The sequence below is a fragment of the Streptomyces sp. NPDC045022 genome (assembly GCF_056432605.1).
Genome location: NZ_JBWKIR010000020.1, coordinates 20,818 through 43,927, shown reverse-complemented (window position 1 = coordinate 43,927; position 23,110 = coordinate 20,818). Strand labels below are relative to the sequence as shown.

The following is a 23,110-nucleotide window of genomic DNA, read 5'->3' as shown; positions in this document are numbered from 1 at the left end:
TTCCAATCCGGGTGGCCGGGACGCCTCCCCCGACTGTCACCGGATGATCAGGGATGTACCGCCTCATGATCAAAGATGTTGCACTTGCACAACACATCACGATTCCGGCTGGACAAGTAAGAGCCCGCTAAAGAACGATGAGCACACAGTGCCGCGGGCAGTGCCGGGGGGACGGACCGCATCTGTAGAACTCTCCTCCGAACCGTGCCGCGCGTCGTCCCCGCACTTGAAGCAACGGAGGAAGACCGCCATGAGCTTTGGCGACCCGAACAACCCGTACGGCCCGCCGCCGTCCCAGCCGCCGACCGCTCCCGGCTACGGCTACCCGCAGCAGCCCGGTGTTCCGCCGCAGGGTTACCCGCAGCAGCCCGCGTACCCCGGTTACCCGGTCGCGAACATGATGCCGCAGACCATGCCCGGTCTGGTGACCACCGCGCGGGTGCTGCTGTACATCGTGGCGGCCGTGCAGATCCTCATCGGCATCTTCGCCATCTTCGGTGCCGCGACGCTCAACGACGCCTCCAACGCGGGTGAGGACACCTTCGGCGACAACAGCTTCTCCGACATCGGGCACGACGGAGCCGGCGTCATCCTCGTCATCGCGCTGATCTTCCTCGCGCTCGCCGGGCTCTCGATCACGCTGGGCGTGAAGTTCTCCCGCGGCGGTCAGGGCATCCGCATCACCACGATGATCTACGGCATCCTCGGTGCCGTCGTCGGCTTCCTGATCCTGGTCGGCGCGGCCAACAACAACTCCAGCGCCGCGCTGGTGTGGGCCCTGATGTGGGTCGGCTTCGGCGGCATCATGGCGGCGGCGATGATCGCCCCGTCCGGCGCGGCCTGGTTCAACCGCCCGCGCTACTGAGCGCCGGCGGCAGGCGACGTATCCCACTGGGCTGTGCCCCCCCTTCGGCAGGGGGCACAGCCCAGTCGCCGTTCACGTCAGCGGTCCGGGTCGCCATCCCACCGGAACGACTCGAGGCCGGCCGTCTCCTCGTCGGCGCCGGCGGCGTGGGCGTCCCGGTGCCGGCGACGGACGAGGCTCGCCAGGACGACGATCGCGGCGAGCAGGACCGCGATCAGGCAGACGAAGCCCAGCACCAGCCCGGCGATGCCCAGCAGGCCGTAGCCGGCCAGTCTCGCCAGGATGTCGATCGGGTCCCCGCATCCGCACGCCGGCATGGGCCGAGTCTCCCCGCCGGGACGGCGGAGGTGACGGCCCGTTTCCGTACGGTGCCCTGGTATTGCCCGTTCCGGGACCGGAACGCCGACGGTCCGGCCGCTGACGCTCAGCGACCGGACCGACAGCGAACCGGCTCAGTGGAAGAAGTGGCGCGTGCCCGTGAAGTACATGGTCACGCCCGCCTTCTTCGCGGCCTCGACGACCAGCTCGTCACGGATCGAACCGCCCGGCTGGACGATCGCCCGGACACCGGCGCCGATGAGGATCTCCGGACCGTCGGGGAAGGGGAAGAAGGCGTCGGAGGCCGCGTAGGCACCGCGGGCGCGCTCCTCGCCGGCCCGCTCGACGGCCAGCTTGCAGGAGTCGACGCGGTTGACCTGGCCCATGCCGACACCGACCGAGGCGCCGTCCTTCGCGAGCAGGATCGCGTTGGACTTCACCGCACGGCACGCCTTCCAGGCGAAGGCGAGCTGCGCCAGCTCCTCGGGGGAGAGCGCCTCACCGCTGGCCAGCGTCCAGTTGGCCGGGTCGTCGCCCTCGGCCTGGAGCCGGTCGGCGACCTGGAGCAGCGCGCCGCCGTCGATCGGCTTGACCTCGACCGGGTGGGCGGGGCCGTCGGGGCAGCGCAGCACGCGGATGTTCTTCTTCTTGGTGAGGGCCTCCAGCGCGCCCTCCTCGTAGCCGGGCGCCACGATGACCTCGGTGAAGATCTCGGCGACCTGCTCGGCCATCTCCTTGGTGACCGGCCGGTTCACGGCGATCACACCGCCGTATGCGGAGACCGGGTCGCAGGCGTGCGCCTTGCGGTGCGCCTCGGCGACGTCCGCGCCGACCGCGATGCCGCAGGGGTTCGCGTGCTTGATGATCGCGACGCAGGGCTCGTCGTGGTCGTACGCGGCACGGCGGGCGGCGTCCGTGTCCGTGTAGTTGTTGTACGACATCTCCTTGCCGTGCAGCTGCTCGGCCGCCGCGAGACCGCCCTCGCCGGAGCTGTAGAGGGCGGCGGGCTGGTGCGGGTTCTCGCCGTAGCGCAGGGTGTGGGCCCGCTCCAGGGTGGCGCCGAGGAAGTCGGGGAACTGCGACTCGTCGGCGGGGGCGTAGGCGGAGGCGAACCAGGAGGCGACCGCGATGTCGTACTCCGCGGTGTGCCGGAAGGCCTCGGCCGCCAGGCGCTTGCGGGCGGCGAGGTCGAAGCCGCCGTCCTTCACCGCGGCGAGGACGTCGGCGTACCGCCGCGGGCTGGTCACCACGGCCACCGACGGGTGGTTCTTGGCGGCCGCGCGGACCATCGACGGGCCGCCGATGTCGATCTGCTCCACGCACTCGTCGGGCGAGGCGCCGGAGGCGACGGTCTCCCGGAACGGGTAGAGGTTGACGACGACCAGGTCGAACGGCTCCACGCCCAGCTCGGCGAGCTGCTCGCGGTGGCTGTCGAGACGCAGGTCGGCGAGGATGCCGGCGTGCACCTTCGGGTGCAGGGTCTTCACCCGGCCGTCCAGGCACTCGGGGAATCCGGTCAGCTCCTCGACCTTGGTGACGGGGACGCCGGCGGCGGCGATCCGGCCGGCCGTGGACCCCGTGGAGACCAGCTCCACACCGGCCTCGTGCAGCCCGCGCGCGAGGTCCTCGAGACCGGTCTTGTCGTAGACGCTGACGAGCGCGCGACGGATGGCCCGCTTGTTGCTCTCGGCGGTCACTGGATAACTACCTTTCGTCCCTCAATGCGATAGCCGTTGCGGGCGAGCCGCCCCACGACCTCGACGAGCAGCCTTCGCTCGACGTCCTTGATGCGCTCGTGCAGCGCGCTCTCGTCGTCCTCGTCCCGGACCTCGACCACGCCCTGAGCGATGATCGGCCCGGTGTCGACGCCGTCGTCGACGAAGTGGACGGTGCAGCCGGTGACCTTGGCGCCGTACGCGAGCGCGTCACGCACGCCGTGGGCCCCGGGAAAACTGGGCAGCAGCGCCGGGTGGGTGTTCACGAACCGCCCGCCGAACCGGGCGAGGAACTCCTTGCCGACGATCTTCATGAACCCGGCGGAGACCACGAGGTCGGGTTCGTAGGCGGCCACGGCCTCGGCGAGGGCGGCGTCCCACTCCTCTCGGGTGCCGTGGTCCTTGACCTTCCGCACGAAGGTCGGCAGTCCGGCCCGTTCGGCGCGGGCGAGCCCCTCGATGCCGTCGCGGTCGGCCCCGACGGCGACGATCCGAGCGCCGTACGACTCGGCTCCGGCGCGCTCGATCTCGTCCAGGAGCGCCTGCAGGTTCGTGCCGGATCCGGAGACCAGCACGACGAGGCGCTTGACCGCTGGGCCAGCGGGGGTGGCGGCCACGGTGGGGCCCTTTCTCGGGGTGGCGATGTGTCCGGCCGGCATCTTGTACGTTCGTACGAATGCTTCGCACATTCCGATACGGGGAAGTCTACGAAGCGGCCGACCGTCAGCAACGATACCGGCACTGTGCCCAGCCCCCCACGGGACGGGGGCTTGGCCGGAAGGTAGCGTTCGCAGGGAATCGAGAAGGGGCAGCCTCGGGAACGCGGTCGTCGTGCGGTGCGTTCACGGGGTGGAAGCTCACATCGGACGGCCGTAGCCACTTAGGGGAAGACGCTCTTTTGATGCCCGATCGCAGCCTGCGACTCCTCACGTTCCCGCCGCGCCCCGCCCGGGGGGCCGAGCGGGGCGCCGTGCTGCTTCGGGAGCGGCCGGCCTCGCCGCCCGAGGCACCCCAGGGCGGCCGGGACGGCGACGGGCGGGGCGGCGAGCAGCAGGACGACAATCCGTTCGCGCCTCCGCCGGAAGGCACCCCGGACCGCCCTTGGCAGCCCCGCCACCCCGAAGGGTCCTCCGGCCACGGCTCCGCCCCCGGCTCCGGGGGCGGCTCCCCCTGGGGCAGCCGGTGGAGCGACCGTCAGCCCGGCCGCTCCCCCGGCGGCTTCGGCGAGCGGCCCGGCGGCGGCCCCCAGGGACCGGGACCCGGCGGACCGGCCGGCCCCGACATGCGCTGGGACCCGACCGACCCGGCCCAGCGGCGCGGCCGGTACGCCTTGCTGTCGGGCATGTGGGCGGTCTTCTTCGCCCTCTTCAGCTGGCCGTACGTGGCCCTGCTGCTGGGCGCGCTGGCCCTGTACTGGGGCATCAGCGCGCTGCGCGCCAAGCCGCGCACTCCCGACCCGACCACTGCGGCCACCCCGGCCACGCCGGTGGCCCCCGGCGGCCGGCCCCAGACGACAGCGGCCATCGGCGGCCTGGTCACGGCGTCCCTGGCCCTGGTCCTGGTGGCCTCGACCTTCACCGTCCAGCTGGTCTACCGCGACTACTACACCTGCGTCGGCGACGCCCTCACCCACGAGGCCAAGCAGTCCTGCGACAGCCTCCTGCCGAAGGAGCTGCGGGGGGTGCTGGGGGTCGGGAACGACTGACGTCGCGACGGGGGGCCCACGCATGACGGTGAGGCAGCGGCGCCGCGCAGTCGGGGCCGTGGACCAGCGGCGCCGCGCCGTGCGGTGAGGTGACCAGCGGTGGCATGTATCCGCACGTCAGGGGCTTGGTTCCGGGTCCGCAGGGCCTGCCTCGGGCGCGGGCGGTGGCGTGCCGGGGGCGTGCGGCGGGTCGTTGCGCGCCGGTGGCGGGCACGTGGGCTCGTCGGAGACGTCACGGGAGGCGGCGGCCTCCCTCAGGGCCGCCCAGCGTGAGGCGCGTGCCAGCTCGTCGTGCCAGTCCGCGGTGAGCGGGTCGTCGGCGGGGAGGAAGTCGTACAGCTCGTCCTCGGCGGCGCCGGCCGTGCCGGGCCGAGCGGGCGTCTTCGTTTTGGCGTCTTTCGGCTTGGCGGCGTCTTTCGGCTTGGTGGCGTCTTGTGGCTTGGCGGCCTTCTCGGACTTGGCGGCGGGCTCGGGCTTCGTACCGTTCTCGGAGGTGCCGTCCTCGGACTGGGTGGCGCCGTCGGACTCGGTGCCGTCCTGGGAGTTGCCGGCGCCCTGGGAATTGCCGGCGCCCCGGGTCTTCGTCGCTGACTCCTGGCCCTCCCCGGTGTCCGGCCCCTGCTCCTCCGGCTTCCCGGAGTTCATCACGGATCCCGTCCCCTGCCCGGATGCGTCCGCCCGTGCCGATGCCGTCGCCCGTGTCGGTGCCTTCGCCTGCTCGGGCTCCCGCGGCCTGTCCTTCTTCGGGGCCGCTTCCGCCCCCGTGACCGTCTTCCTCTCCGGCTCCGCGCCCTGCGCCGGGATCGCGTCCGGCCGCTTCCGCCGGCGCCGCAGCCGCCAGGCCCGTGCGCCCAGCGCCACCGGCATCCCGAACACCGCCGTCCAGGCCCCGGCCGCGCCCCCGGTCCGCCACCACACCGGGCCCAGCCGGGCCAGTGCGGCCACGCCCAGCGAGCCGCCCGCCAGCTCGGCGAGCAGGCCGACGACCGCCGCGCAGACCACCGCCGTCAGCAGGACCATCCCGGCGGTACGGCCGGCCGACCAGCGGGCCCGTGCCGCTTCCCCGGGGTCCCGCCGCCGCACGGCCGCCCGCGCCACGAACCACCCCGCCGTCACCCCGGCCGCCACCGGCGCCAGCCCCGCCGCCCAGTTCGGCAGCGTCCCGGCGCCCGCGTCCGGCACCGCCGCCAGCAGCGGGAACGGCGGCAGCAGCGGGGCCGGATCGGAGGCGAACGGGTGCACCAGGTGCCCGGCACCGAGGACAAATCCGGGGCCGAGTGCGTACGACGCGGCCCACACCGCCGCGTTGGGGACGAGTGCGACACCCAGCAGCAGGACGGCGAACCGTCCCGTCCAGCCCTCCGTCAACTGCAGGAAGGAATCCCGCGCCGCGTCACCGTGCCACACCAGCGACACCGCGACCAGCAGCGCGCCGCCCCCGCAGAGCACCGCCGTCGCGGCACCGGCGGCCCGTACGGCCGCGCCCAGCAGTGCCCTCGCCCCCGCCGCCGGCACCAGCCGCCGCACCGGCCCCGGAAGCACCACCAGCACGCTCTGCACCGTCACCCCGGTTCTCGGCTCCGTTCCGGCAGGGAGCTGCCCTCCTCGCGGGCGGCGGTGGGCCGACCACGTCCCGGCGCCCGCCGCGACCACCGCGACGAGCGGCAGACACACCGTCACCCAGATCCACGTGGGGCGCAGTTCGCTGCTGGAGCAGTACAGCGCGGCCGCGCCGCCGACACCGAGGTAGCCGAGGACGACGCCCGTCCACACCGTGAGCGCCGGCACCGGCGGTGGCCCGTCGGGGTCGGCGGAGACGTCCGACGCGTCGCGTGCCGCCCGGTACAGCAGCCACACCGGCAGTGCGAGCAGCAGCAGGGGGGTCACGCCCACCGGCAGGGGCGCGCCGGAGAGCGTGTCGGTGCGGATCAGTTCGACCCCGTGCGCCAGCAGCCACAACGCGGCGGCGATGTGCAGCGCGCCGTCCGGCCCGCTGTCGGGGTACGGCGAGCTGATCCACATACCCAGGACGAGTACGGCGAGCGAACCGAGCCCGAGTCCGGCCGCGACCGCACCGCCGAGGAGGCTCGCGGCCAGTCCGGGCGAACGGTCGCGCAGCCGGGCGAGCAGAGGCGACGACGGGCGGCGAGCGGTCATCTGGGTCACGAAAGCCATGTTCCCAACGACACGCTCTTTCCCGTCGTAACAGGCGAACCTCCGAAGTGTCGCTCAATATATGTTTATGTTCTTTTTCGCACGAAAGGGTGCATGGTGACGACGCAGAGCTCTGCCACCCCGCTGCCACCGCCGAAGGAACGCCGACGCCTGCGCGTCTCCCACTCGCTGACGCAGGATCAGCTCGCCGAGCGACTCGGCGTCAGCCGCGCCACGGTGCGCGCGTGGGAGTCCGGCCGGCGTATTCCCGACGGAAGCGACGGCGAGACGTATGCCCGGCTGCTGACCACGCTCGCCGAGCCGGTGGCCGCCCAGGAACCGGCAGGGAGGGGATACGGGACCGGATCCGCCCGCACACCGGCCATGCCCGAGCCGCTGACGCCCGCTCAGGCATTCGACGCGCTGTACGCGTTCTGCGCCCCCGCCCTCGTACGGCAGACCTATCTGCTCACCGGGCGCCGGGAGCTGGCCCGCGAGGTCGTCGAGCAGGCCTTCCAACTGGCCTGGCAGCGCTGGCCCGAGGTGGCGCGGGACCGCGATCCCGCCGGATGGGTGCGGGCAGTGGCGTACGACTGCGCGCTCTCCCCCTGGCACAGCTTCCGCCCCCGGTACCGGCACCCGGAGCCCCCGCCGGCCGACCCGGCCGATCGTGCCCTGCTGCATGCCCTGCTCAATCTCCCGCCGGCCTACCGGCGCACGCTCGTCCTCTACGACGGTGTGGGCCTCGACCTGCCGGAGACAGCGGCGGAGACGGAGGCCAGCACTCCGGCGACCGCCAAACGGCTGACCCACGCCCGCGAGGCGTTGGCCGCGCGCCTGCCGGAGCTGGCCGATCCCGCCGAACTCCACCGCCGCCTGCTCGAACTGGCCTCGGCGGAGCGCTTGCCCGCGGCCAAGCCGACGGTGGTGCGGACCGGCAGCGAACGGCGGAACGTCTTCTGGACCCGGGCGGCCATCGCGTTCACGGTGACGATCATCGGGGCGACCACGCTGACGCTGCGGACAGCGCCGACGCACTACGAGGCACCGGTCGCCCCGGCGCAGGCGGTAGGGGGCGTACCGCCCCGGCCCGCGCTGGGCCCCCTGTCCTGGGCGGAACTGGCCCTGCGGGCGAAGCTGCACCGGTCGGAGGCGAACGGCCCGGACAGGCTGCTGCCGGAGACGCGGTGACCGCGGACGCGGTCACCGCTGGGCGGCCCGCCGTCGCGCCTCGGGGCGTCGCCCGTTCCGCGGGGCCGCCGCGGCCGGTCGCGCGGTTCCCCGCGCCCCCTCACAGGGGGCTCCCCGCGTCTCCTCCCAGGGGCTCGTGCCCAGGCGGCCGAGGGCGGGCGGCCCGTTCGGGAAGAAAGGCGGCACCCACCCAGGACGGCGGGCGGAAACGCCGTAGGCCCGCCCCAGCGAAGGGGACGGGCCTACCTGCGTTCAGCCGAGAGTTCAGCCGGCCAGGATCTCGCGGGCGAGCTTCGCCGTCTCGGTCGGGGTCTTGCCGACCTTCACGCCGGCGGCCTCGAGGGCCTCCTTCTTCGCCTGGGCGGTGCCGGACGAACCGGAGACGATGGCACCGGCGTGGCCCATCGTCTTGCCCTCGGGCGCGGTGAAGCCCGCGACGTAGCCGACGACCGGCTTGGTCACGTTCTTCGCGATGAAGTCCGCGGCCCGCTCCTCGGCGTCGCCGCCGATCTCACCGATCATCACGATCAGGTCGGTCTCGGGGTCGGCCTCGAAGGCGGCGAGGGCGTCGATGTGGGTGGTGCCGATGATCGGGTCACCACCGATGCCGACGGCCGTCGAGAAGCCGATGTCACGCAGCTCGTACATCATCTGGTACGTCAGCGTGCCGGACTTCGAGACCAGGCCGATGCGGCCCGGCTTGGTGATGTCGCCCGGGATGATGCCGACGTTCGACTGGCCCGGGGTGATGATGCCGGGGCAGTTCGGGCCGATGATGCGGGTCTTGTTGCCCTTCTTGCCGGCGTACGCCCAGAAGGACGCCGAGTCGTGCACGGCGATGCCCTCGGTGATCACGACGGCCAGCGGGATCTCGGCGTCGATGGCCTCGACGACCGCGTCCTTGGTGAACTTCTCCGGCACGAAGATGACGGAGACGTTGGCGCCGGTCTTCTCGATGGCCTCCTTGACGGTGCCGAAGACAGGTACCTCGGTGCCGTCGAAGTCCACGGTCTGACCCGCCTTGCGCGGGTTCACGCCGCCCACGACGTTGGTGCCGTCACCGAGCATGAGCTTGGTGTGCTTCATGCCGGTGGCGCCGGTCATGCCCTGGACGATGACCTTGCTGTCCTTGTTGAGCCAGATAGCCATGGTGTGTCGGTGTCCTCGTCCTCGTGCTTACTTGGCGGCGGCCAGCTCGGCGGCCTTGTCGGCCGCGCCGTCCATGGTGTCGACGCGCTGCACCAGCGGGTGGTTGGCGTCCGTGAGGATCTTCCGGCCCAGCTCGGCGTTGTTGCCGTCGAGACGGACGACGAGCGGCTTCTCGACCTTCTCGCCGCGGTCCTCAAGGAGCTTCAGGGCCTGCACGATGCCGTTGGCGACCTCGTCGCAGGCGGTGATGCCACCGAAGACGTTGACGAACACGGACTTGACGTCCGGGTCGCCAAGGATGATCTCCAGACCGTTCGCCATGACCTGGGCGGAGGCGCCACCGCCGATGTCCAGGAAGTTGGCGGGCTTGACGCCACCGTGCTGCTCACCGGCGTACGCGACGACGTCCAGGGTGCTCATGACGAGACCCGCGCCGTTGCCGATGATGCCGACCTCGCCGTCGAGCTTGACGTAGTTGAGGTTCTTCTCCTTGGCAGCGGCCTCGAGCGGGTTGGCCGCGGCCTTGTCGTGGAGCTCCTCGAAGTCGGGGTGACGGAACTCGGCGTTGTCGTCGAGCGACACCTTGCCGTCGAGGGCGATGACCTCACCGGAGGCGACCTTCGCGAGCGGGTTCACCTCGACCAGGAGGGCGTCCTCCTTGATGAAGGTGTCCCACAGCTTGACGAGGACGTTCGCGACCTTGTCGGCGACCTCGGCCGGGAACTTGGCGGCCGCGACGATCTCGCGGGCCTTGGCCTCGTCCACACCGTCGATGGCGTCGATCGGCGTCTTGGCGACGGCCTCCGGACGGGTGGCCGCCACCTCCTCGATCTCCATGCCGCCCTCGACGGAGGCGATGGAGAGGAAGGTGCGGTTGGCCCGGTCGAGGAGGAAGGAGACGTAGTACTCCTCGAGGATCTCCGGGGCGGTCTCGGCGATCATGACCTTGTGGACCGTGTGGCCCTTGATGTCCATGCCGAGGATGTCCGTCGCACGGGCGACGGCCTCGTCCGCGGAGGCGGCCAGCTTGACGCCACCGGCCTTGCCGCGACCACCGACCTTCACCTGCGCCTTGACGACGGACTTGCCGCCCAGACGCTCGGTGATCTCGCGCGCCGCCTCAGGCGTGTCGATGACTTCACCGGCCAGCACCGGTACATCGTGCTTGGCGAAGAGGTCCCTCGCCTGGTACTCGAACAGGTCCACGCGCTTCCGTCCCTATCAGTGATCTCGCGGTTCGTTGGATGCGTGGGCGTGCCGCGAAGGGCAACGTGACGTCCGCTATGTCACAAGGGAAGCGCACACGGTGTCCGAGCGCGCGGCATGTCCGTCTCGCAGGTTATCTCTGCTTGCGGGGGGCCTCTAAATCGCGGGTCACACCTGAGCGGTGATACCTGTCACATGATGCCGTGACTGCTGGCACGGCGTGCCGACATATGGGCGACGTAGGGGCGAAGTGCGAGGCCTCACCGGGCTGGGGTCGACCCGGTGAGGCCTCTGAGCGGGCCCTCCAGGGACCCGGGGCGGTTGATCCCCACCCCAATGGGGACCACCCACCCCTTCCCGCGGGGGCCCGGCCGGACGCACCGACGGCGTTCGGCCGTCCGGGTCCGTTCGCCCCCCGCGGAGCCGGACGCGCCTCAGGCCTGCTGCACGCCGTGGGCGTACGTCAGGTCCTGGGCGTAAGCCGGGGTGACGGACCGGGTGACTCCCTGGGCTCCGGCGACGGCATGCCCGGCCAGCGGTCCGCCGGTGGCCTGCGCGGTTCCGCCGAGGTCCTGCGCGAACGGCCCGGCCTGCTGCGTGAGAGGGCCGGTCTCGCCGACGACCCCGCTCACGTAGGGCTGCACATCGCCGGTCACGCCGTACGCCAGCCCGCTCGCGCCGGCGCCGACACCGTCCACGACCGGCAGCACGCTCCCGTCGACACCGTCCACGACCGTCCGCACGGTGCCCGTGACCGTGTCCACGACCGGCCGCACGGTACCGGTGACCCCGGCCGCGAACGGCGGGACCTGCCCGGCCACGCCTTCCGCGAAGACACCGGTCTGCCCGGTCACCCCCTGGGCGAGCGGCGGTACGGCGCCGGTCACACCGCCCGCGAAGGGCTCCACGTCACCGACGACGCCGTACGCGAGCGTCCCCGCGTCCCCCACGGCCTGCCCGGCCACCGGCACGACCCCGTGCACGGCCGTCCCGGCGACGGGCGGCAGCACGGCGTGGACGGCGTCGGGGGCCACCTGTCCGACCAGGCCGGTGGCGTAGGGCGGCAGGTCGGCGAGTGCGCCGGTGGCGACACCGTGCACGCCCGCCACCGCATGGCCGGCCACCGGCAGGGCGCCGTTCACGGCGGCGGACGCCGCCGGCGGCACAGCCGCGGTGGCCGTCTCGTCGACGACCGGTGTGACCGAGCCCGGAACCGTTCGGACCGTGCCGACGACCCGCTGTCCGACATCGGTGGCCGTACCCGTGACGTGCCCGGGCACGGCGGCGACGGCCGCCTCCCCGGCGCCGGCCACCTGGCCCGCCTCACCGCGCGCGAGGACGGCCGCACCGGCGGTCCGGCCCTGTGTCCCGGCCACGGTCTGCTGAGCCGTCGTGCGCGCGGCACCCGGGACGCCCTCGGCCTGCCGGCGCACGGCCGACTGGGTGGCCTGCAGCTTGGCCTGGGCGGCGGCCAGGGCCTCCTCCACCTCCGGGGCGAAGGAGGACAGGGGGCCGAAGAGGTAGTCGATCTGGTCCTGGGCGGCGGAAACCGAGAGGTGGGAGGCGGTGTGGGTCGCCTCGGCCGCCCGGCCGGCCCTGGCCGTGGTCCCGCCGGTGAGCCCGTCGCCCACTGCCCGCGCGTGCCGCGCGGGCGCCTCGGCCCGGGACTGGGTGGCACGGGCGGTGCGGGCGCCCTGGATGGCCTGGCCACCCCGGATCTTCGCGGCGGCCGGGGCCTTCGCCTCGGCGTGGCGGCGGGCCTGGTCGGCCGTGCCGGTGACGGTCCCGCCCTGCTGCCGTGCCTCGGCGGCCGTGTCCGAGACGGTCGAGGTGGCCGACGCGGCCGTGCCGGTCAGGCCGGAGACGGTGTCGTGGACGCCGGTGAGGGTGCCGTCGACGTCGGTGAGGAGACCGTCGACGGTGTCGGTGACTACGCCGAGGCCGGTGCCGGTGCCGGTGCCGGTGCCGGTGCTGATGCCGGTACCGCTGTCGGCGTCCGGCACGGAGAGTGCCGGGGTGGACAGCTCGTCGGCGCTGGCCACGGCCGAGCCGAGCGCCCATGCGCCGGTGACACCGGCGGCTATCACGATCGAGCGGCGGATGTTCTTGTTCATGCGTGCGTCAAGTCCTTCGGAGAACGGCTAGGGGATTCCGTCCGGGAAGCGCCGGGGAGGCCGGCGGGTCCGGCGGAGCGGGCAGACCTGTTCCGCCCCCGCGCGACAGGTCTGTGGCGGGGAGGTCGGCCCTGGGGCCTAGCCGGGGAAGAGGGGGATGTCCCGGTGCCGTTCCCGGGTACGTGGTGCGTCGACGCGCGCGGCGGTGCCGGGCAGGAGGCGCACGGGCGCCCGGCCGCCGGGCGTGACGGCATGCGCGTCACCGTGACGGGAGGCGGTGCCGTCGGCCGCCTGCTTGCCGAGGACGCCGTCCGGGTCTCCGGTGGGCGCGGGCTGCTGCTCGGGGGCGCCGCCGCGTGCGGTGGTGTGGTGGGTGGCCGGGTGCGCCGGGGCCTGAGGCGTGGCTGACCAGAGGTCCGGTCCGTACGCGGTCGCCGACGGCCGTGCGGGTACGGCGGTACGCGTCTCGGCGCGGGCCTGGTCGTCCTTGCCCGCCGCCGGCGCCGTGCTGTCCTGCCGGTGCGGCCGGGGTTCCGGCGTGGACGGTGCGGGCGACGCAGGCACGGGCAGCCGCTCGGAGACTCCGGGGAGTTCCGGCAGAGGCAGCGGCACGGAAGGAGCGGAGGGAGGAGAGGGAGGAGAGGGCACCGCGGGAGCGGAGGGCACGGCGGGAGCGGAGGGCACGGCGGGAGCGGAGGGCACGGCGGGAGCGGAGGGCACGGCGGGAGCGGAGGGCACGGCGGGCAGCGTCGGCACCTTGGTCCGCGTTTCCGCGACGGTGCTGGATGCCGTCCGCGCGACGTCCCCTGCGGGGCTGACGATCCGTTCTGTGACCGTCCGCACGGTTCGTACCGCGTCCTCGTGCCCGGCCACGGAGTTCACCGAACTCACCCGACTCACCGGCGTTCCCTCGGCCGCGTGGGCCTGTTCCCCGCACAGGAACCCGGCCACGAACAGTCCGCCGACCAGCAGAGCGAGTTGCAGCGCACGCCGCCCGGCCGCCGTACGCAGCAGGCGCACAGCGGTACCGAACAGAGCGGCGGGCAAGGTCAAGAGACGGAGCTTCCTCGGGTCGGCACGGGCGGCGTCGATCCTCGCACGGTCGGCCCGAGGTTGCGCAAGCCCCCTGTTACCGATGGGTAGTCATGTCCGTGTTCCTGCCTGTTTCCTGCCCGGCGTCACGCGGTGTCCGGTATCGGCAACGGCCTCTTCTCCAGTGCCGCCGCCATCACCTCCGGGAACAGGTCGGGCGTGCAGGCGAAGGCCGGTGCGCCGAGCGCGGCGAGCGCCGCCGCGTGTTCCCGGTCGTATGCGGGCGCTCCTTCGTCCGACAGGGCGAGCAGCGCCACGAACTGCACCCCGGACCCCTTCATCGCCGCCACCCGCTTGAGCATCTCTTCGCGGATGCCGCCCTCGTAGAGGTCGCTGATCAGCACGACCACGGTCTCGGCGGGCCGGGTGATCTGCGACTGGCAGTAGGCGAGCGCCCGGTTGATGTCCGTACCGCCGCCGAGCTGGGTGCCGAAGAGCACGTCGACCGGGTCGTCCAGCTGGTCGGTGAGGTCGACCACCGCTGTGTCGAACACCACCAGCCGGGTGCTGATCGACCGTATGGAGGCGAGGACCGCCCCGAACACGGACGCGTACACCACCGACGCGGCCATCGAACCGGACTGGTCGATGCAGAGGACGACCTCCTTCTTCACGGACTGGGCGGCCCGCCCGTACCCGATGAGGCGTTCGGGTACGACCGTGCGGTAGTCGGGCAGGTAGTGCTTGAGGTTGGCCGCGATGGTGCGGTTCCAGTCGATGTCGTGGTGGCGCGGCCGGCTGACGCGGGCGCTGCGGTCCAGGGCACCGGTGAGGGTGGCCCGGGTGCGGGTCGCGAGCCGCTTCTCCAGGTCCTCGACCACCTTGCGCACGACCGCGCGTGCCGTCTCCCTCGTCGTCTCGGGCATCGCCTTGTTCAGCGAGAGCAGGGTGCCGACCAGGTGCACGTCGGCCTCGACCGCCTCGAGCATCTCCGGCTCCAGCAGCAGGGAGGAGAGCCCGAGCCGGTCGATGGCGTCGCGTTGCATGACCTGGACGACGGAGGACGGGAAGTAGGTGCGGATGTCCCCGAGCCAGCGCGCCACGGACGGCGCGGAGGCGCCGAGCCCGGCCGAACGGTCCCGTCCTGCCTGCGGTTTGTCCCCTTTGCCGTAGAGCGCGGCCAGCGTGCCGTCCATCGCCGCGTCCCGGCCGGACAGCGCGCATCCGGTGCCGTCGGCCTGGTCGCCGCCGAGCACCAGCCGCCAGCGCCGCAGCCGCTCCCGGGTCGTGTCGGGCGCGTCCGTCAGCGGTGACTCGGTCGTCATGTGCCCACCCCCACGAGGCTGTTGTCGTCGGTCGTGTCCTGATCGGCTGCCAGGCCGAGCAGCAGCCGCAGCACCGGCAGCACGGCGTCGGCCCGCTCGGTGTCCGGTTCGGCGGCGAAGCCGGGCGTCATGGCCTCCCGGCCGTCGCGTCCCGCGCGTTCTCCCGGTCGGCGCCGGACCAGTTCGCCGAGGGTTCTGCGCACACCCGGCTCATATGCCGCGAACGTGCGCCGCAGCAGCGGCAGGACATCCGTGAACGCCTCCGTCGGCACCCCGGTCAGCCAGGTGTCGACCAGGCCGAGCAGCCGTTCGTCGTGCACCAGCAGCAGGCCGCCCCCGCCACCGACGAAGCCCTCGATCCAGGCGGCCGCGTCGGCCGGCGGTGTCCCCGGCGACAGCGCGAGCCCCATCAGCCGCGCCACCTCCTCGGCATCCAGCTCGCCGCCGTCGAGCAACAGCCGCACGGCCCGGCCCCGGATGACCCCGGGCGCGGTGTCACGCAGCGACAGCCTCCGCAACACCCCCCACCACCGCCCCCGCAGGCCCCCACGACCGACGGCGGGGGCCCCGGCCTCACCGTGGCCCGCGGCGGGATTTCCGCCAGGAGCCTCGTCCTCGCCGTGGCCCACGAGGGGGGTCCCGTCCTCACCCCAGGCCGTGGCGGGGGCACTGGCCGCGCCGTGGCGCGCGGCAGGGGCACCGCGGGCGCCGTGGTCCGTAGCGGAGGCGCCGGCGTCGTCGTGACGCGCGGCGGGGGTCCCAGCTTCACCCCGGGCCGTGGCGGAGGCACTGGCCTCGCCGGCGTCCGTGGCGGGGGCACCACCGTGGCGCGCGGTAAGCGGTCCAGCCTCGCCACAGTCCGCAGCGGAGACGCTGATCTCGCCCCGGGCCGTGGCAGAGGCACCGGCCTCACTGTGGCCCCTGGTGGAGGCACCGGCCTCACTGTGGCCTTCGGTGGAGGCCACAGAGTCACCGTGGCCCGCGACAGGGGCACCGGCCACCCCGGGGCCCGTGATGGAGGTGTCGGCGTCGCCATGGGCCGTGATGGAGGCACCGGTCTCACCATGGCCCGTGGTGGAGGCGGCGGCCGGGGTTTCCGCCAGGAGGCCCACCGCCGTGTGCACGGCGTCCAGATGGCCGCGCATCTCCTCCGCCGCGTCCGCGTCGATCCCGGCGCAGGCCGGGGGCAGGCCGACGAAGATCCGCTCAGCGAGGCCCGCCGCGACCCCGGTCAGCGCGCCGGTGTCGGTGCCGCGCACGTCGCCGTAGCGCAGGGAGCGGACCAGCGCGGGCAGGGCCTGTGCGAGGTGTCCGACGTCCGCGTCGAGGGCGGCCCGGTCGGCGAGCACCCGCATGACCACGGGCAGGGCGTCCGGCAGGCCGGCCAGCAGGCACTGCTCGGCGAGCGCGGTGACCTCGGCCAGGGCACGCGCTGCGGTCGCGTCCGCCTCGGCCTTGGCCTGTGCCGCGGCGAGCACGGTCGTCCCCCACACGCCCGCCTCGGCGACCCGTACCGACAGCTCCGGCTCCCATCGCAGCCGCCAGGTCTCCCGGAAGGTGCCCGTACTCCCCCGGGATTCGGCCGGCTCGCCCCAGCGGACGCCGAGCAGTCGCAACCGGTGCAGCAGCCTGCTGCGGCCCGCGTCGGTGTCACCGCGCAGGTCCAGCTCAAGCTCCCGCTCCAGCGCCTCCGGTCTGAGCCGCAGTGAGCGCTGCTGCCGGACCAGGTCGCGCTGCAACGGCACCGCGGGGGCCGACTCCGGGACCTCACCCAGGACGTCGCCGACCACCAGCCGGTCGTGCACCAGCGCCAGCGGCACATCCGAGCCGTCACACATCACCGCGCGCACCGCGTCGGTGGTCTCACCCAGGCCGGGCAGCGGGCGGCCGCGCATCGCCGCCAGGGTCTCGGCGAGCCGTACGGCCTCGATGACGTGCGCGGAGGAGACGGGCCGGTCCTCCTCGCGCAGCAGCCCGGCCACTTTGGTCAGCCAGCGCTCGACCGGCCGGTCCGGGGCCCGGAACAGGTGCCCGTACCAGCCCGGGGAGTCGATGCCCGCGCCGTATCCGCTGGACCGGGCCAGCCGGCGGTGCGTCCACGGCACCCAGGTCAGCTCCGTCTTGACCTTGGGCAGCCCCTTGAGCAGCGCCCGGTCGGCGGCGACGGTGGTCTTCTCGCGCAGCGCCGGCACGTGCCAGGCTCCGCACACCACGGCCACCGTGTCCCCGAACTCCTTGCGCGCCTCACGCAGCCGGAGCCGCATGTGTGCCTCCCGCACGGCGTCCCGGGAGTCTCCGGCTGCGCCGAACCGCTCGCGCAGCGCTCCCATGGCCTCCGCCAGCGCGGCGAACGGAGCGAAGGGATCCCGCTCGCCCGCTCCCCGGTGCTCGACGACGTCCTCCCACCACCTTTCGGGATCGTCATACCCGGCGACCTCAGCAAGCGCGCCGAGCGGATCCACACGGACCCTGCCCTCGACGGCGAAGGCGGACTCGGCAGGGACTCCGGACTCGGCAGGGACTCGATACTCAGCGGCGGGGGCCGTCTCAGTGGCGGCGTGGTCCTCCACGGAAGGGACAGGCCCAGTAAGGGTGTGATCCTCCGCGGAAGGGACAGGCCCAGTGGCGGCGTGGTCCTGCGCGGAAGGGACAGGCCCAGTAGGGGTGTGGTGACCGGCGGCCGGGCCGGACTCGCCGGGCACCCGGCCCTCGCCGACGGAGCCGGGCTCGGCAGGGGCGCGCCTCCCGGCCGCCCGACCGGACTGCGCAGGGGCTCGGTCACCGGCGGCGGGGTTCTCTTCCTTCTGCTCCCACGCGAGCGTGTGCGTGGCCGGCAGGTCGATGAAGCGGGCCGGGACGCCATGCTCCAGGGCCCAGCGGATGGCCACCCATTCGGGGCTGAACTCGGCGAACGGCCAGAAGGCCGAGCGGCCGGGCTCGTCCACGGCGTGGGCGAGCAGGGCGACCGGGGGCCGCAGGTCCGGGTCGGCGGCCAACGGGATCAGCGCGTCCGCCTCGGGCGGGCCCTCGATGAGGACGACGCCGGGGCGGGCGGCGTCCAGCGCGGCCCGCACCGCACGCGCGGAACCGGGCCCGTGATGCCGCACACCGAGCAGCAGCGGCCCGACGTCGTAGGCCGGGCTCCGGCCGGCGTCGGTCATACGCTCACCTCCCTGCAGGCGCGGTAGAAGTCCGTCCAGCCCTGGCGCTCGCGGACGACGGTCTCCAGGTACTCCTGCCAGACGACCCGGTCGGCCGCCGGGTCACGGACGACGGCGCCGAGGATGCCGGCGGCGACGTCGCCCGGCCGCAGTACCCCGTCGCCGAAGTGCGCGGCGAGAGCGAGGCCGCTGGTCACGACGGAGATGGCCTCCGCCGTGGACAGCGTGCCGCTCGGTGACTTCACCTTCGTGCGCCCGTCGGCCGTGATGCCGTCCCGCAGCTCGCGGAAGACGGTCACGACCCGGCGGATCTCGTCGATGCCGTCGGGCGCGGCCGGCAGGTCGAGGGAGCGGCCGATCTGCTCGACGCGGCGCGTGACGATGTCGACCTCGGCGTCGGCACTCTCCGGCAGCGGCAGCACCACGGTGTTGAAGCGGCGGCGCAGCGCGCTGGACAGCTCGTTGACACCCCGGTCGCGGTCGTTGGCCGTGGCGATGAGGTTGAAGCCGCGGACCGCCTGGACCTCCTCACCCAGCTCCGGGATGGGCAGGGTCTTCTCGGACAGGATCGTGATCAGCGTGTCCTGCACATCGGCCGGTATGCGGGTCAGCTCCTCCACGCGGGCTGTCATGCCCTCGCCCATGGCGCGCATGACAGGGCTGGGGACGAGGGCGTCGCGGCTCGGGCCGTGCGCGAGCAGCCGCGCGTAGTTCCAGCCGTACCGGATCGCCTCCTCGGGGGTGCCGGCGGTGCCCTGAACCAGCAGCGTCGAGTCGCCGCTGACAGCCGCCGCCAGATGCTCCGACACCCACGTCTTGGCGGTGCCGGGAACGCCGAGCAGGAGCAGGGCACGGTCGGTGGCGAGCGTGGTGACGGCGACCTCGACGATCCGGCGCGGGCCCACGTACTTGGGTGTGATCACCGTGCCGTCCGGCAGGGTGCCGCCGAGCAGATAGGTCGCCACCGCCCACGGTGACAGTTTCCAGCGGGCCGGACGTGGGCGGTCGTCCTGCGCGGCCAGCGCCGCGAGTTCGGTGGCGAAGGCGTGCTCGGCGTGCGGCCGCAACGCCTGGGCGCTCTCTTCGCGGCTCGGTTCGGCGGTCGTCGGTTGCACGGGCACAGACATGGCTGAGGCCCCCTCCAGCTCGGCCGGTTCGGATCTGGCATCCACCGTGCACCACGCCACTGACAATCACCCTGACCTGCACAGACACGCTAGTCCGGCCGATTGTCAGTGGTGGGACCTACCGTCGTTGGCATGACTGAGCAGGGGGTGCGCCGGACCGCGGACCAGGTGCTGGCACTGGCGCCTGACGCCGCGTCACGCACAGCGGGAAGCAAGCTGGGCACGGCCGGGCCGTGGTCCGAGGCGGGAAGCGGAGAGGGGGCGGTATGGGGGCTGTGCAAGGGCAGTGGCAGCAGGCCGTACCAGACGGTGGTGGACCTCGCCGGCGCGGACGGACCGGCGTACAAGTGCAGCTGCCCGAGCCGTAAGTTCCCGTGCAAACACGCGCTCGGCCTGCTTCTGCTGTGGGCGGGCGACGACGGCTCGGTGCCCGCGTCCGCGCAGCCGCCGGACTGGGCCGAGCAGTGGCTGGCGGGCAGACGCCGGCGCGCCGAGACCAAGCGGACACCCGCCGCGGGGAGTTCCGCGGCCGGATCCGCCGATCCCGAGGCGGCGCGGCGACGGGCCGAGCGCCGCGCCGAGCGGGTCACAGCCGGCGCCACGGAGTTGGAGCAGCGCCTGGCCGACCTGCTGCGTGGCGGCCTGGCCTCGGCCGAGCAGGCGGGGTACGGCCTGTGGGACGAGACGGCGGCCCGCATGGTCGACGCCCAGGCTCCGGGCCTCGCGGCCCGCGTCAGGGAGTTGGGGGCGATCCCGGCATCGGGCGCGGGCTGGCCGGCGCGGCTGCTGGAGGAGTGCGCGCTGCTGCACCTGCTCGACCAGGGCTGGCTGCGGCGTGACCGGCTGCCGGACGCCCTGGCGGCCACCGTCCGCTCCCGGCTCGGCCTGCCGGCCTCGGCTGACGGACCGGCGGTGCGCGACCACTGGCTGGTCCTCGCCCAGTACGACACGGTGGACGCGAAACTGACGACGCGCCGGATATGGCTGCACGGCGCCGAGTCGGGCCACACGCGGCTGCTCCTCTCCTACGGCGCGGCCGGCCGGGCGCCCGAGCCGGCCCTGCCGGTCGGCTCGGCCCTGGATGCGGAGCTGTCCGTCTACCCGGGCGCCGGTCAGTCCCGGGCGGCCCTGGGCGAGCGGTTCGCCCCGCCCGTGCCGGCCGCTTTCCGGCCCCCGGGGGTGACCACGGCCGAGGCGGCGGCAGGGTATGGCGAGGCCCTGCGCGGCGACCCCTGGCTGGAGTCGGTCCCGGTGACCCTGGAGCGGGTGACACCGGTCCCGGACGGCGACCGGTGGCAGCTGGCCGACACGGACGCGGCCCTGCCGCTGTCCCGGGCCGCCCGCTCCCGCCCGGGTCTGTGGCGCCTGGTCGCCCTGTCCGGCGGCGCCCCCGTCACGGTCTTCGGCGAGTGCGGCCACCGCGGCTTCACCCCGCTCACGGCCTGGCCGGAGGGGGCGGGCGAGGCGGTGACGCTGTGCTGACCGGGCCGCCCTCGAAGGACATCGGACACACCCGGCACAGCGGCGGAAGGCACACAGGGCCACCCGCCAACCGCACCGGCACCCGCTCCCGGCAACCCGCCCACCACACCGACAGCCACACCCAGCAACCCGCCCACCACACCGACAGCCACACCCAGCAACCCGCCCACCACACCGACAGCCACACCCAGCAACCCGCCAACCACATCCGCACCCGCTCCCGGCAGCCGCTCGGAAACGCCTCTTGGAAGGGACGGTCATGAACGCGACCCCGGCCGCGACACCTCCCACCCGCCCCACCCCGGCACCCGCGGCCCCCGCGGCACCTCCCCCGAACTCCGCACGGACACCCACGACACTTCCCGCCAGCCCCGCCCCGGCCTCCGCGACGCCCCCCGCGGCCTCCTGGGAAGACCTGGTCACCAGCGCCCTGCTGGGCACCGACCGGCGCCCTCCGGCGCACGGGTCGTCCGACCGTGCGGCACCCGTCGCACTGCTGGACGCGGCCGCCGTGGCGACCGTACGGCGCCGGGCCGGGCTGCGGCCCGCGCGGGCGGCGCGGCGGCCGGAGCCGGCCCCCGAGGACCCGCGCCCGGCGCTGCCCGCCGCGGCGGCCCGCAGACTCGCCATGTTGCTGGCCGACCGTTCCGGCGGCACGGCCGGCGGCCGACGGGGCAGCTCCCCGGACCTCATGGAGTTGCTCCCGCAGTGGCTCGCGGCGGCCAACGCCCACGGATATGCGGCGCCCCCGCAGACGCTTCCGGTGCTGCTGGACGCGGCCCGGGGCCGTACGGACCTGCGCCCGGCGGCGCTGGCGTTCGCGGGCCCCCGGGCACTGTGGCTGGCCCGGCTGAACCCGGACTGGCGGTTCGCCCTGCGCGCGGCCCCCGGCGGCGGCGCGGCACTGCCCGACCCCGAGGATGCCGAGGCGGTGCTCCGGCTGTGGCAGGAGGGGCTGTTCGCCGAGCGGGTGGCCCTGCTGGGGATGCTGCGCGCCCGTACGCCCGCGTCGGCGCGTGACCTGCTGATCTCGACCTGGTCGACGGAGCGGGCGGAGGACCGGCTGATGTTCCTCGACTCGCTGCGCACCGGCCTGGCCGCCGAGGACGAGCCCTTCCTGGAGCAGGCGTTGGGAGACCGCAGCCGCAATGTCCGGGCGACGGCCGCCGAGTTGCTGTCGGCGCTGCCCGATTCGGCGCTCGCCACCCGCATGGCCGTACGGGCCGCGGCGTGTGTGGCCCTGGACCGTATGGCGAACTCGCCGACGATCGTGGTGGAGGCGCCGCTCGAGTGCGACTCCGGCATGGAGCGGGACGGCATGGTGGCCAATCCGCCCGCGGGCAGAGGGGAACGGTCGTGGTGGCTGGGTCAGTTGGTGGAGGCGACGCCACTCGGTACGTGGCCGGCGCGGTTCGGTGGACGGGCCGCGCGGGAGATCGTGGCGCTGCCGGTGGCGGACGGCTGGCAGGGCGAGCTGCACGCGGCCTGGTGCCGGGCGGCGGTACGGCAGGGTGACGCCTCCTGGTCGAGGGCGCTGCTCGGCTCGCCGTCGGTGCCGGAGGCAGGCGGCCCGGGAGCGGTCTCCCTGGCGGAGCGGGCGAAGCTGCTGGCCGCCCTGGAGCCGGCCGAACGAGCCGAGTGGGTGGCCGGGTTCATCGCGGCCCACGGCCTGTCGGAGGCTTTCCAGCTGCTCGGCGTGTGTGCGGTGCCCTGGGCTCCGCCGCTGGGCCGGGCGGTCGTGGATGCCCTCAACATCGCACGGGACGCGGGCAGTTACCCGTGGAGCTTCAGCGGGGTGATGGGACTGGCGGAGCGCTGCCTGGACCCGGCGGAGACGACCCGGCTGGAGGTGCTGCTGGCGATACCGGACGAGCGGGAGGACGCGGCGCCCGGGGCCGGTGGGTACTGGGCGGAGGCCTTTCAGCGTCTGGTCACCACGCTGCGGTTGCGGGCGGAGATGGCGGCCGAACTCAGCACCGCCCCACCCGCTCAACCGCGGCAGGCGCCGGCTCAGCCGCCGGACGCGGCCGGCTGACGGACGTTCTCCCGGACCCACTCCACGATCGACCCGGTCGTCGCCCCGGGCGTGAAGATCTCCGCGACGCCCTTCTCCTTCAGCGGCGGGATGTCCTCGTCCGGGATGATGCCGCCGCCGAAGACGAGGATGTCCTCGGCGTCCCGCTCCTTGAGCAGCTCGATGACCGCGGCGAACAGCGTGTTGTGCGCGCCGGAGAGGATGGACAGGCCGATCGCGTCGGCGTCCTCCTGGATGGCCGTGTCGACGATCTGCTCCGGCGTCTGGTGAAGCCCGGTGTAGATGACCTCCATACCGGCGTCGCGCAGGGCGCGCGCGATGACCTTGGCACCGCGATCGTGGCCGTCGAGCCCCGGCTTGGCCACCACCACACGGATCGGACCGGCTGCCACACCCATCACTGCCTCCATCAAACGATCACGGAAGCGATCGCTTCCGTCCGTAACGACAAGTACCGCACTTTTGGCGCGTTCCGCCACCCGTCGTGAAGTGAACGAACGTTATCTCCAGCATCCCGCAACCGGCAGTTTT

General features: G+C 73.6%; 18 protein-coding genes. 6 read left to right on the top strand and 12 right to left on the bottom strand.

The annotated features are described in order from the left end of the window. Positions 1 to 250: 250 nt before the first annotated feature. The gene (locus AC07C1_RS29215) at positions 251 to 865 is read left to right on the top strand and encodes a hypothetical protein (protein WP_478943765.1); all 615 of its coding nucleotides are present in this window, start codon (positions 251 to 253) and stop codon (positions 863 to 865) included. A 77-nt stretch (positions 866 to 942) separates the two neighbouring features. Here AC07C1_RS29215 and AC07C1_RS29210 read toward each other — a convergent pair whose 3' ends face one another. The 3 genes from AC07C1_RS29210 to purN all read right to left on the bottom strand — a co-directional run bounded on the left by AC07C1_RS29210 (position 943) and on the right by purN (position 3,557). Continuing rightward, positions 943 to 1,182, bottom strand: coding sequence for a hypothetical protein (locus AC07C1_RS29210; protein WP_478943763.1), 240 nt, complete (start codon positions 1,180 to 1,182; stop codon positions 943 to 945). Positions 1,183 to 1,317: 135 nt separating this feature from the next. Beyond that, positions 1,318 to 2,880 carry a bifunctional phosphoribosylaminoimidazolecarboxamide formyltransferase/IMP cyclohydrolase gene (purH, locus tag AC07C1_RS29205; protein WP_478943761.1) on the bottom strand — a complete coding sequence of 521 codons (1,563 nt, stop codon included), beginning with the start codon at positions 2,878 to 2,880 and terminating at the stop codon, positions 1,318 to 1,320. Beyond that, positions 2,877 to 3,557 carry a phosphoribosylglycinamide formyltransferase gene (purN, locus tag AC07C1_RS29200; protein WP_478943928.1) on the bottom strand — a complete coding sequence of 227 codons (681 nt, stop codon included), beginning with the start codon at positions 3,555 to 3,557 and terminating at the stop codon, positions 2,877 to 2,879. Before purN ends, purH begins: the two co-directional genes overlap by 4 nt. A 242-nt stretch (positions 3,558 to 3,799) precedes the next feature. On the opposite strand from purN, the gene AC07C1_RS29195 reads away from it, so the two are divergent. Then, on the top strand, positions 3,800 to 4,603 hold the full coding sequence (locus AC07C1_RS29195; RefSeq protein ID WP_478943760.1) for a hypothetical protein: 804 nt from the start codon (positions 3,800 to 3,802) through the stop codon (positions 4,601 to 4,603). A 117-nt stretch (positions 4,604 to 4,720) separates the two neighbouring features. Here the strand turns inward: AC07C1_RS29195 and AC07C1_RS29190 are convergent, their stop codons facing one another. Continuing rightward, on the bottom strand, positions 4,721 to 6,778 hold the full coding sequence (locus AC07C1_RS29190; protein WP_478943758.1) for a cell division protein PerM: 2,058 nt from the start codon (positions 6,776 to 6,778) through the stop codon (positions 4,721 to 4,723). A 93-nt stretch (positions 6,779 to 6,871) separates the two neighbouring features. Between AC07C1_RS29190 and AC07C1_RS29185 the strand changes: the two genes are divergently transcribed. Further along, on the top strand, positions 6,872 to 7,948 hold the full coding sequence (locus AC07C1_RS29185) for a helix-turn-helix domain-containing protein (RefSeq protein ID WP_478943756.1): 1,077 nt from the start codon (positions 6,872 to 6,874) through the stop codon (positions 7,946 to 7,948). A gap of 264 nt (positions 7,949 to 8,212) precedes the next feature. On the opposite strand, the gene sucD is transcribed toward AC07C1_RS29185, so the two are convergent. The 7 genes from sucD to AC07C1_RS29150 all read right to left on the bottom strand — a co-directional run bounded on the left by sucD (position 8,213) and on the right by AC07C1_RS29150 (position 19,062). Next, on the bottom strand, positions 8,213 to 9,097 hold the full coding sequence (sucD, locus tag AC07C1_RS29180; RefSeq protein WP_324939438.1) for a succinate--CoA ligase subunit alpha: 885 nt from the start codon (positions 9,095 to 9,097) through the stop codon (positions 8,213 to 8,215). A 27-nt stretch (positions 9,098 to 9,124) separates the two neighbouring features. Next, positions 9,125 to 10,303 carry an ADP-forming succinate--CoA ligase subunit beta gene (gene sucC, locus AC07C1_RS29175; protein WP_478943754.1) on the bottom strand — a complete coding sequence of 393 codons (1,179 nt, stop codon included), beginning with the start codon at positions 10,301 to 10,303 and terminating at the stop codon, positions 9,125 to 9,127. 434 nt (positions 10,304 to 10,737) lie between these two features. Then, the gene (locus AC07C1_RS29170; RefSeq protein ID WP_478943752.1) at positions 10,738 to 12,417 is read right to left on the bottom strand and encodes a hypothetical protein; all 1,680 of its coding nucleotides are present in this window, start codon (positions 12,415 to 12,417) and stop codon (positions 10,738 to 10,740) included. A gap of 138 nt (positions 12,418 to 12,555) precedes the next feature. Beyond that, positions 12,556 to 13,470, bottom strand: a complete 915-nt coding sequence (locus AC07C1_RS29165) for a hypothetical protein (RefSeq protein WP_478943750.1) — start codon at positions 13,468 to 13,470, stop codon at positions 12,556 to 12,558. 125 nt (positions 13,471 to 13,595) lie between these two features. Beyond that, positions 13,596 to 14,774, bottom strand: a complete 1,179-nt coding sequence (locus AC07C1_RS29160) for a VWA domain-containing protein (RefSeq protein WP_478943748.1) — start codon at positions 14,772 to 14,774, stop codon at positions 13,596 to 13,598. Beyond that, complete coding sequence (locus tag AC07C1_RS29155) at positions 14,771 to 17,935, bottom strand: DUF5682 family protein (protein WP_478943746.1); 3,165 nt, start codon at positions 17,933 to 17,935, stop codon at positions 14,771 to 14,773. The genes AC07C1_RS29160 and AC07C1_RS29155 overlap by 4 nt, the downstream gene beginning before the upstream one ends. Beyond that, positions 17,932 to 19,062 (bottom strand): ATP-binding protein, encoded by a 1,131-nt coding sequence (locus tag AC07C1_RS29150; protein ID WP_478943744.1) that lies wholly within the window; start codon positions 19,060 to 19,062, stop codon positions 17,932 to 17,934. The genes AC07C1_RS29155 and AC07C1_RS29150 overlap by 4 nt, the downstream gene beginning before the upstream one ends. Before the next feature lie 132 nt (positions 19,063 to 19,194). Between AC07C1_RS29150 and AC07C1_RS29145 the strand changes: the two genes are divergently transcribed. From AC07C1_RS29145 to AC07C1_RS29135, 3 genes are read left to right on the top strand one after another with little or no spacing between them, the layout of a single operon-like run. After that, positions 19,195 to 20,544 (top strand): SWIM zinc finger family protein, encoded by a 1,350-nt coding sequence (locus tag AC07C1_RS29145; RefSeq protein WP_478943742.1) that lies wholly within the window; start codon positions 19,195 to 19,197, stop codon positions 20,542 to 20,544. Further along, the gene (locus AC07C1_RS29140; protein ID WP_478943741.1) at positions 20,538 to 20,807 is read left to right on the top strand and encodes a hypothetical protein; all 270 of its coding nucleotides are present in this window, start codon (positions 20,538 to 20,540) and stop codon (positions 20,805 to 20,807) included. Before AC07C1_RS29145 ends, AC07C1_RS29140 begins: the two co-directional genes overlap by 7 nt. Next, positions 20,804 to 22,579 carry a DUF5691 domain-containing protein gene (locus AC07C1_RS29135; protein WP_478943739.1) on the top strand — a complete coding sequence of 592 codons (1,776 nt, stop codon included), beginning with the start codon at positions 20,804 to 20,806 and terminating at the stop codon, positions 22,577 to 22,579. The genes AC07C1_RS29140 and AC07C1_RS29135 overlap by 4 nt, the downstream gene beginning before the upstream one ends. Here the strand turns inward: AC07C1_RS29135 and AC07C1_RS29130 are convergent. After that, the gene (locus AC07C1_RS29130; protein ID WP_478943738.1) at positions 22,555 to 22,977 is read right to left on the bottom strand and encodes a cobalamin B12-binding domain-containing protein; all 423 of its coding nucleotides are present in this window, start codon (positions 22,975 to 22,977) and stop codon (positions 22,555 to 22,557) included. The two genes, AC07C1_RS29135 and AC07C1_RS29130, sit on opposite strands and share 25 nt — an antisense overlap. Positions 22,978 to 23,110 lie beyond the last annotated feature (133 nt).

Coding starts and splice junctions, on each gene's coding strand:
- AC07C1_RS29215 (WP_478943765.1), top strand. CDS start 251: ATGAGCTTTGGCGACCCGAACAACCCGTACGGCCCGCCGCCGTCCCAG.
- AC07C1_RS29210 (WP_478943763.1), bottom strand. CDS start 1,182: ATGCCGGCGTGCGGATGCGGGGACCCGATCGACATCCTGGCGAGACTG.
- purN (WP_478943928.1), bottom strand. CDS start 3,557: ATGCCGGCCGGACACATCGCCACCCCGAGAAAGGGCCCCACCGTGGCC.
- AC07C1_RS29195 (WP_478943760.1), top strand. CDS start 3,800: ATGCCCGATCGCAGCCTGCGACTCCTCACGTTCCCGCCGCGCCCCGCC.
- AC07C1_RS29190 (WP_478943758.1), bottom strand. CDS start 6,778: ATGGCTTTCGTGACCCAGATGACCGCTCGCCGCCCGTCGTCGCCTCTG.
- AC07C1_RS29185 (WP_478943756.1), top strand. CDS start 6,872: ATGGTGACGACGCAGAGCTCTGCCACCCCGCTGCCACCGCCGAAGGAA.
- sucD (WP_324939438.1), bottom strand. CDS start 9,097: ATGGCTATCTGGCTCAACAAGGACAGCAAGGTCATCGTCCAGGGCATG.
- AC07C1_RS29170 (WP_478943752.1), bottom strand. CDS start 12,417: ATGAACAAGAACATCCGCCGCTCGATCGTGATAGCCGCCGGTGTCACC.
- AC07C1_RS29160 (WP_478943748.1), bottom strand. CDS start 14,774: ATGACGACCGAGTCACCGCTGACGGACGCGCCCGACACGACCCGGGAG.
- AC07C1_RS29155 (WP_478943746.1), bottom strand. CDS start 17,935: ATGACCGACGCCGGCCGGAGCCCGGCCTACGACGTCGGGCCGCTGCTG.
- AC07C1_RS29150 (WP_478943744.1), bottom strand. CDS start 19,062: ATGTCTGTGCCCGTGCAACCGACGACCGCCGAACCGAGCCGCGAAGAG.
- AC07C1_RS29145 (WP_478943742.1), top strand. CDS start 19,195: ATGACTGAGCAGGGGGTGCGCCGGACCGCGGACCAGGTGCTGGCACTG.
- AC07C1_RS29135 (WP_478943739.1), top strand. CDS start 20,804: ATGAACGCGACCCCGGCCGCGACACCTCCCACCCGCCCCACCCCGGCA.
- AC07C1_RS29130 (WP_478943738.1), bottom strand. CDS start 22,977: ATGGGTGTGGCAGCCGGTCCGATCCGTGTGGTGGTGGCCAAGCCGGGG.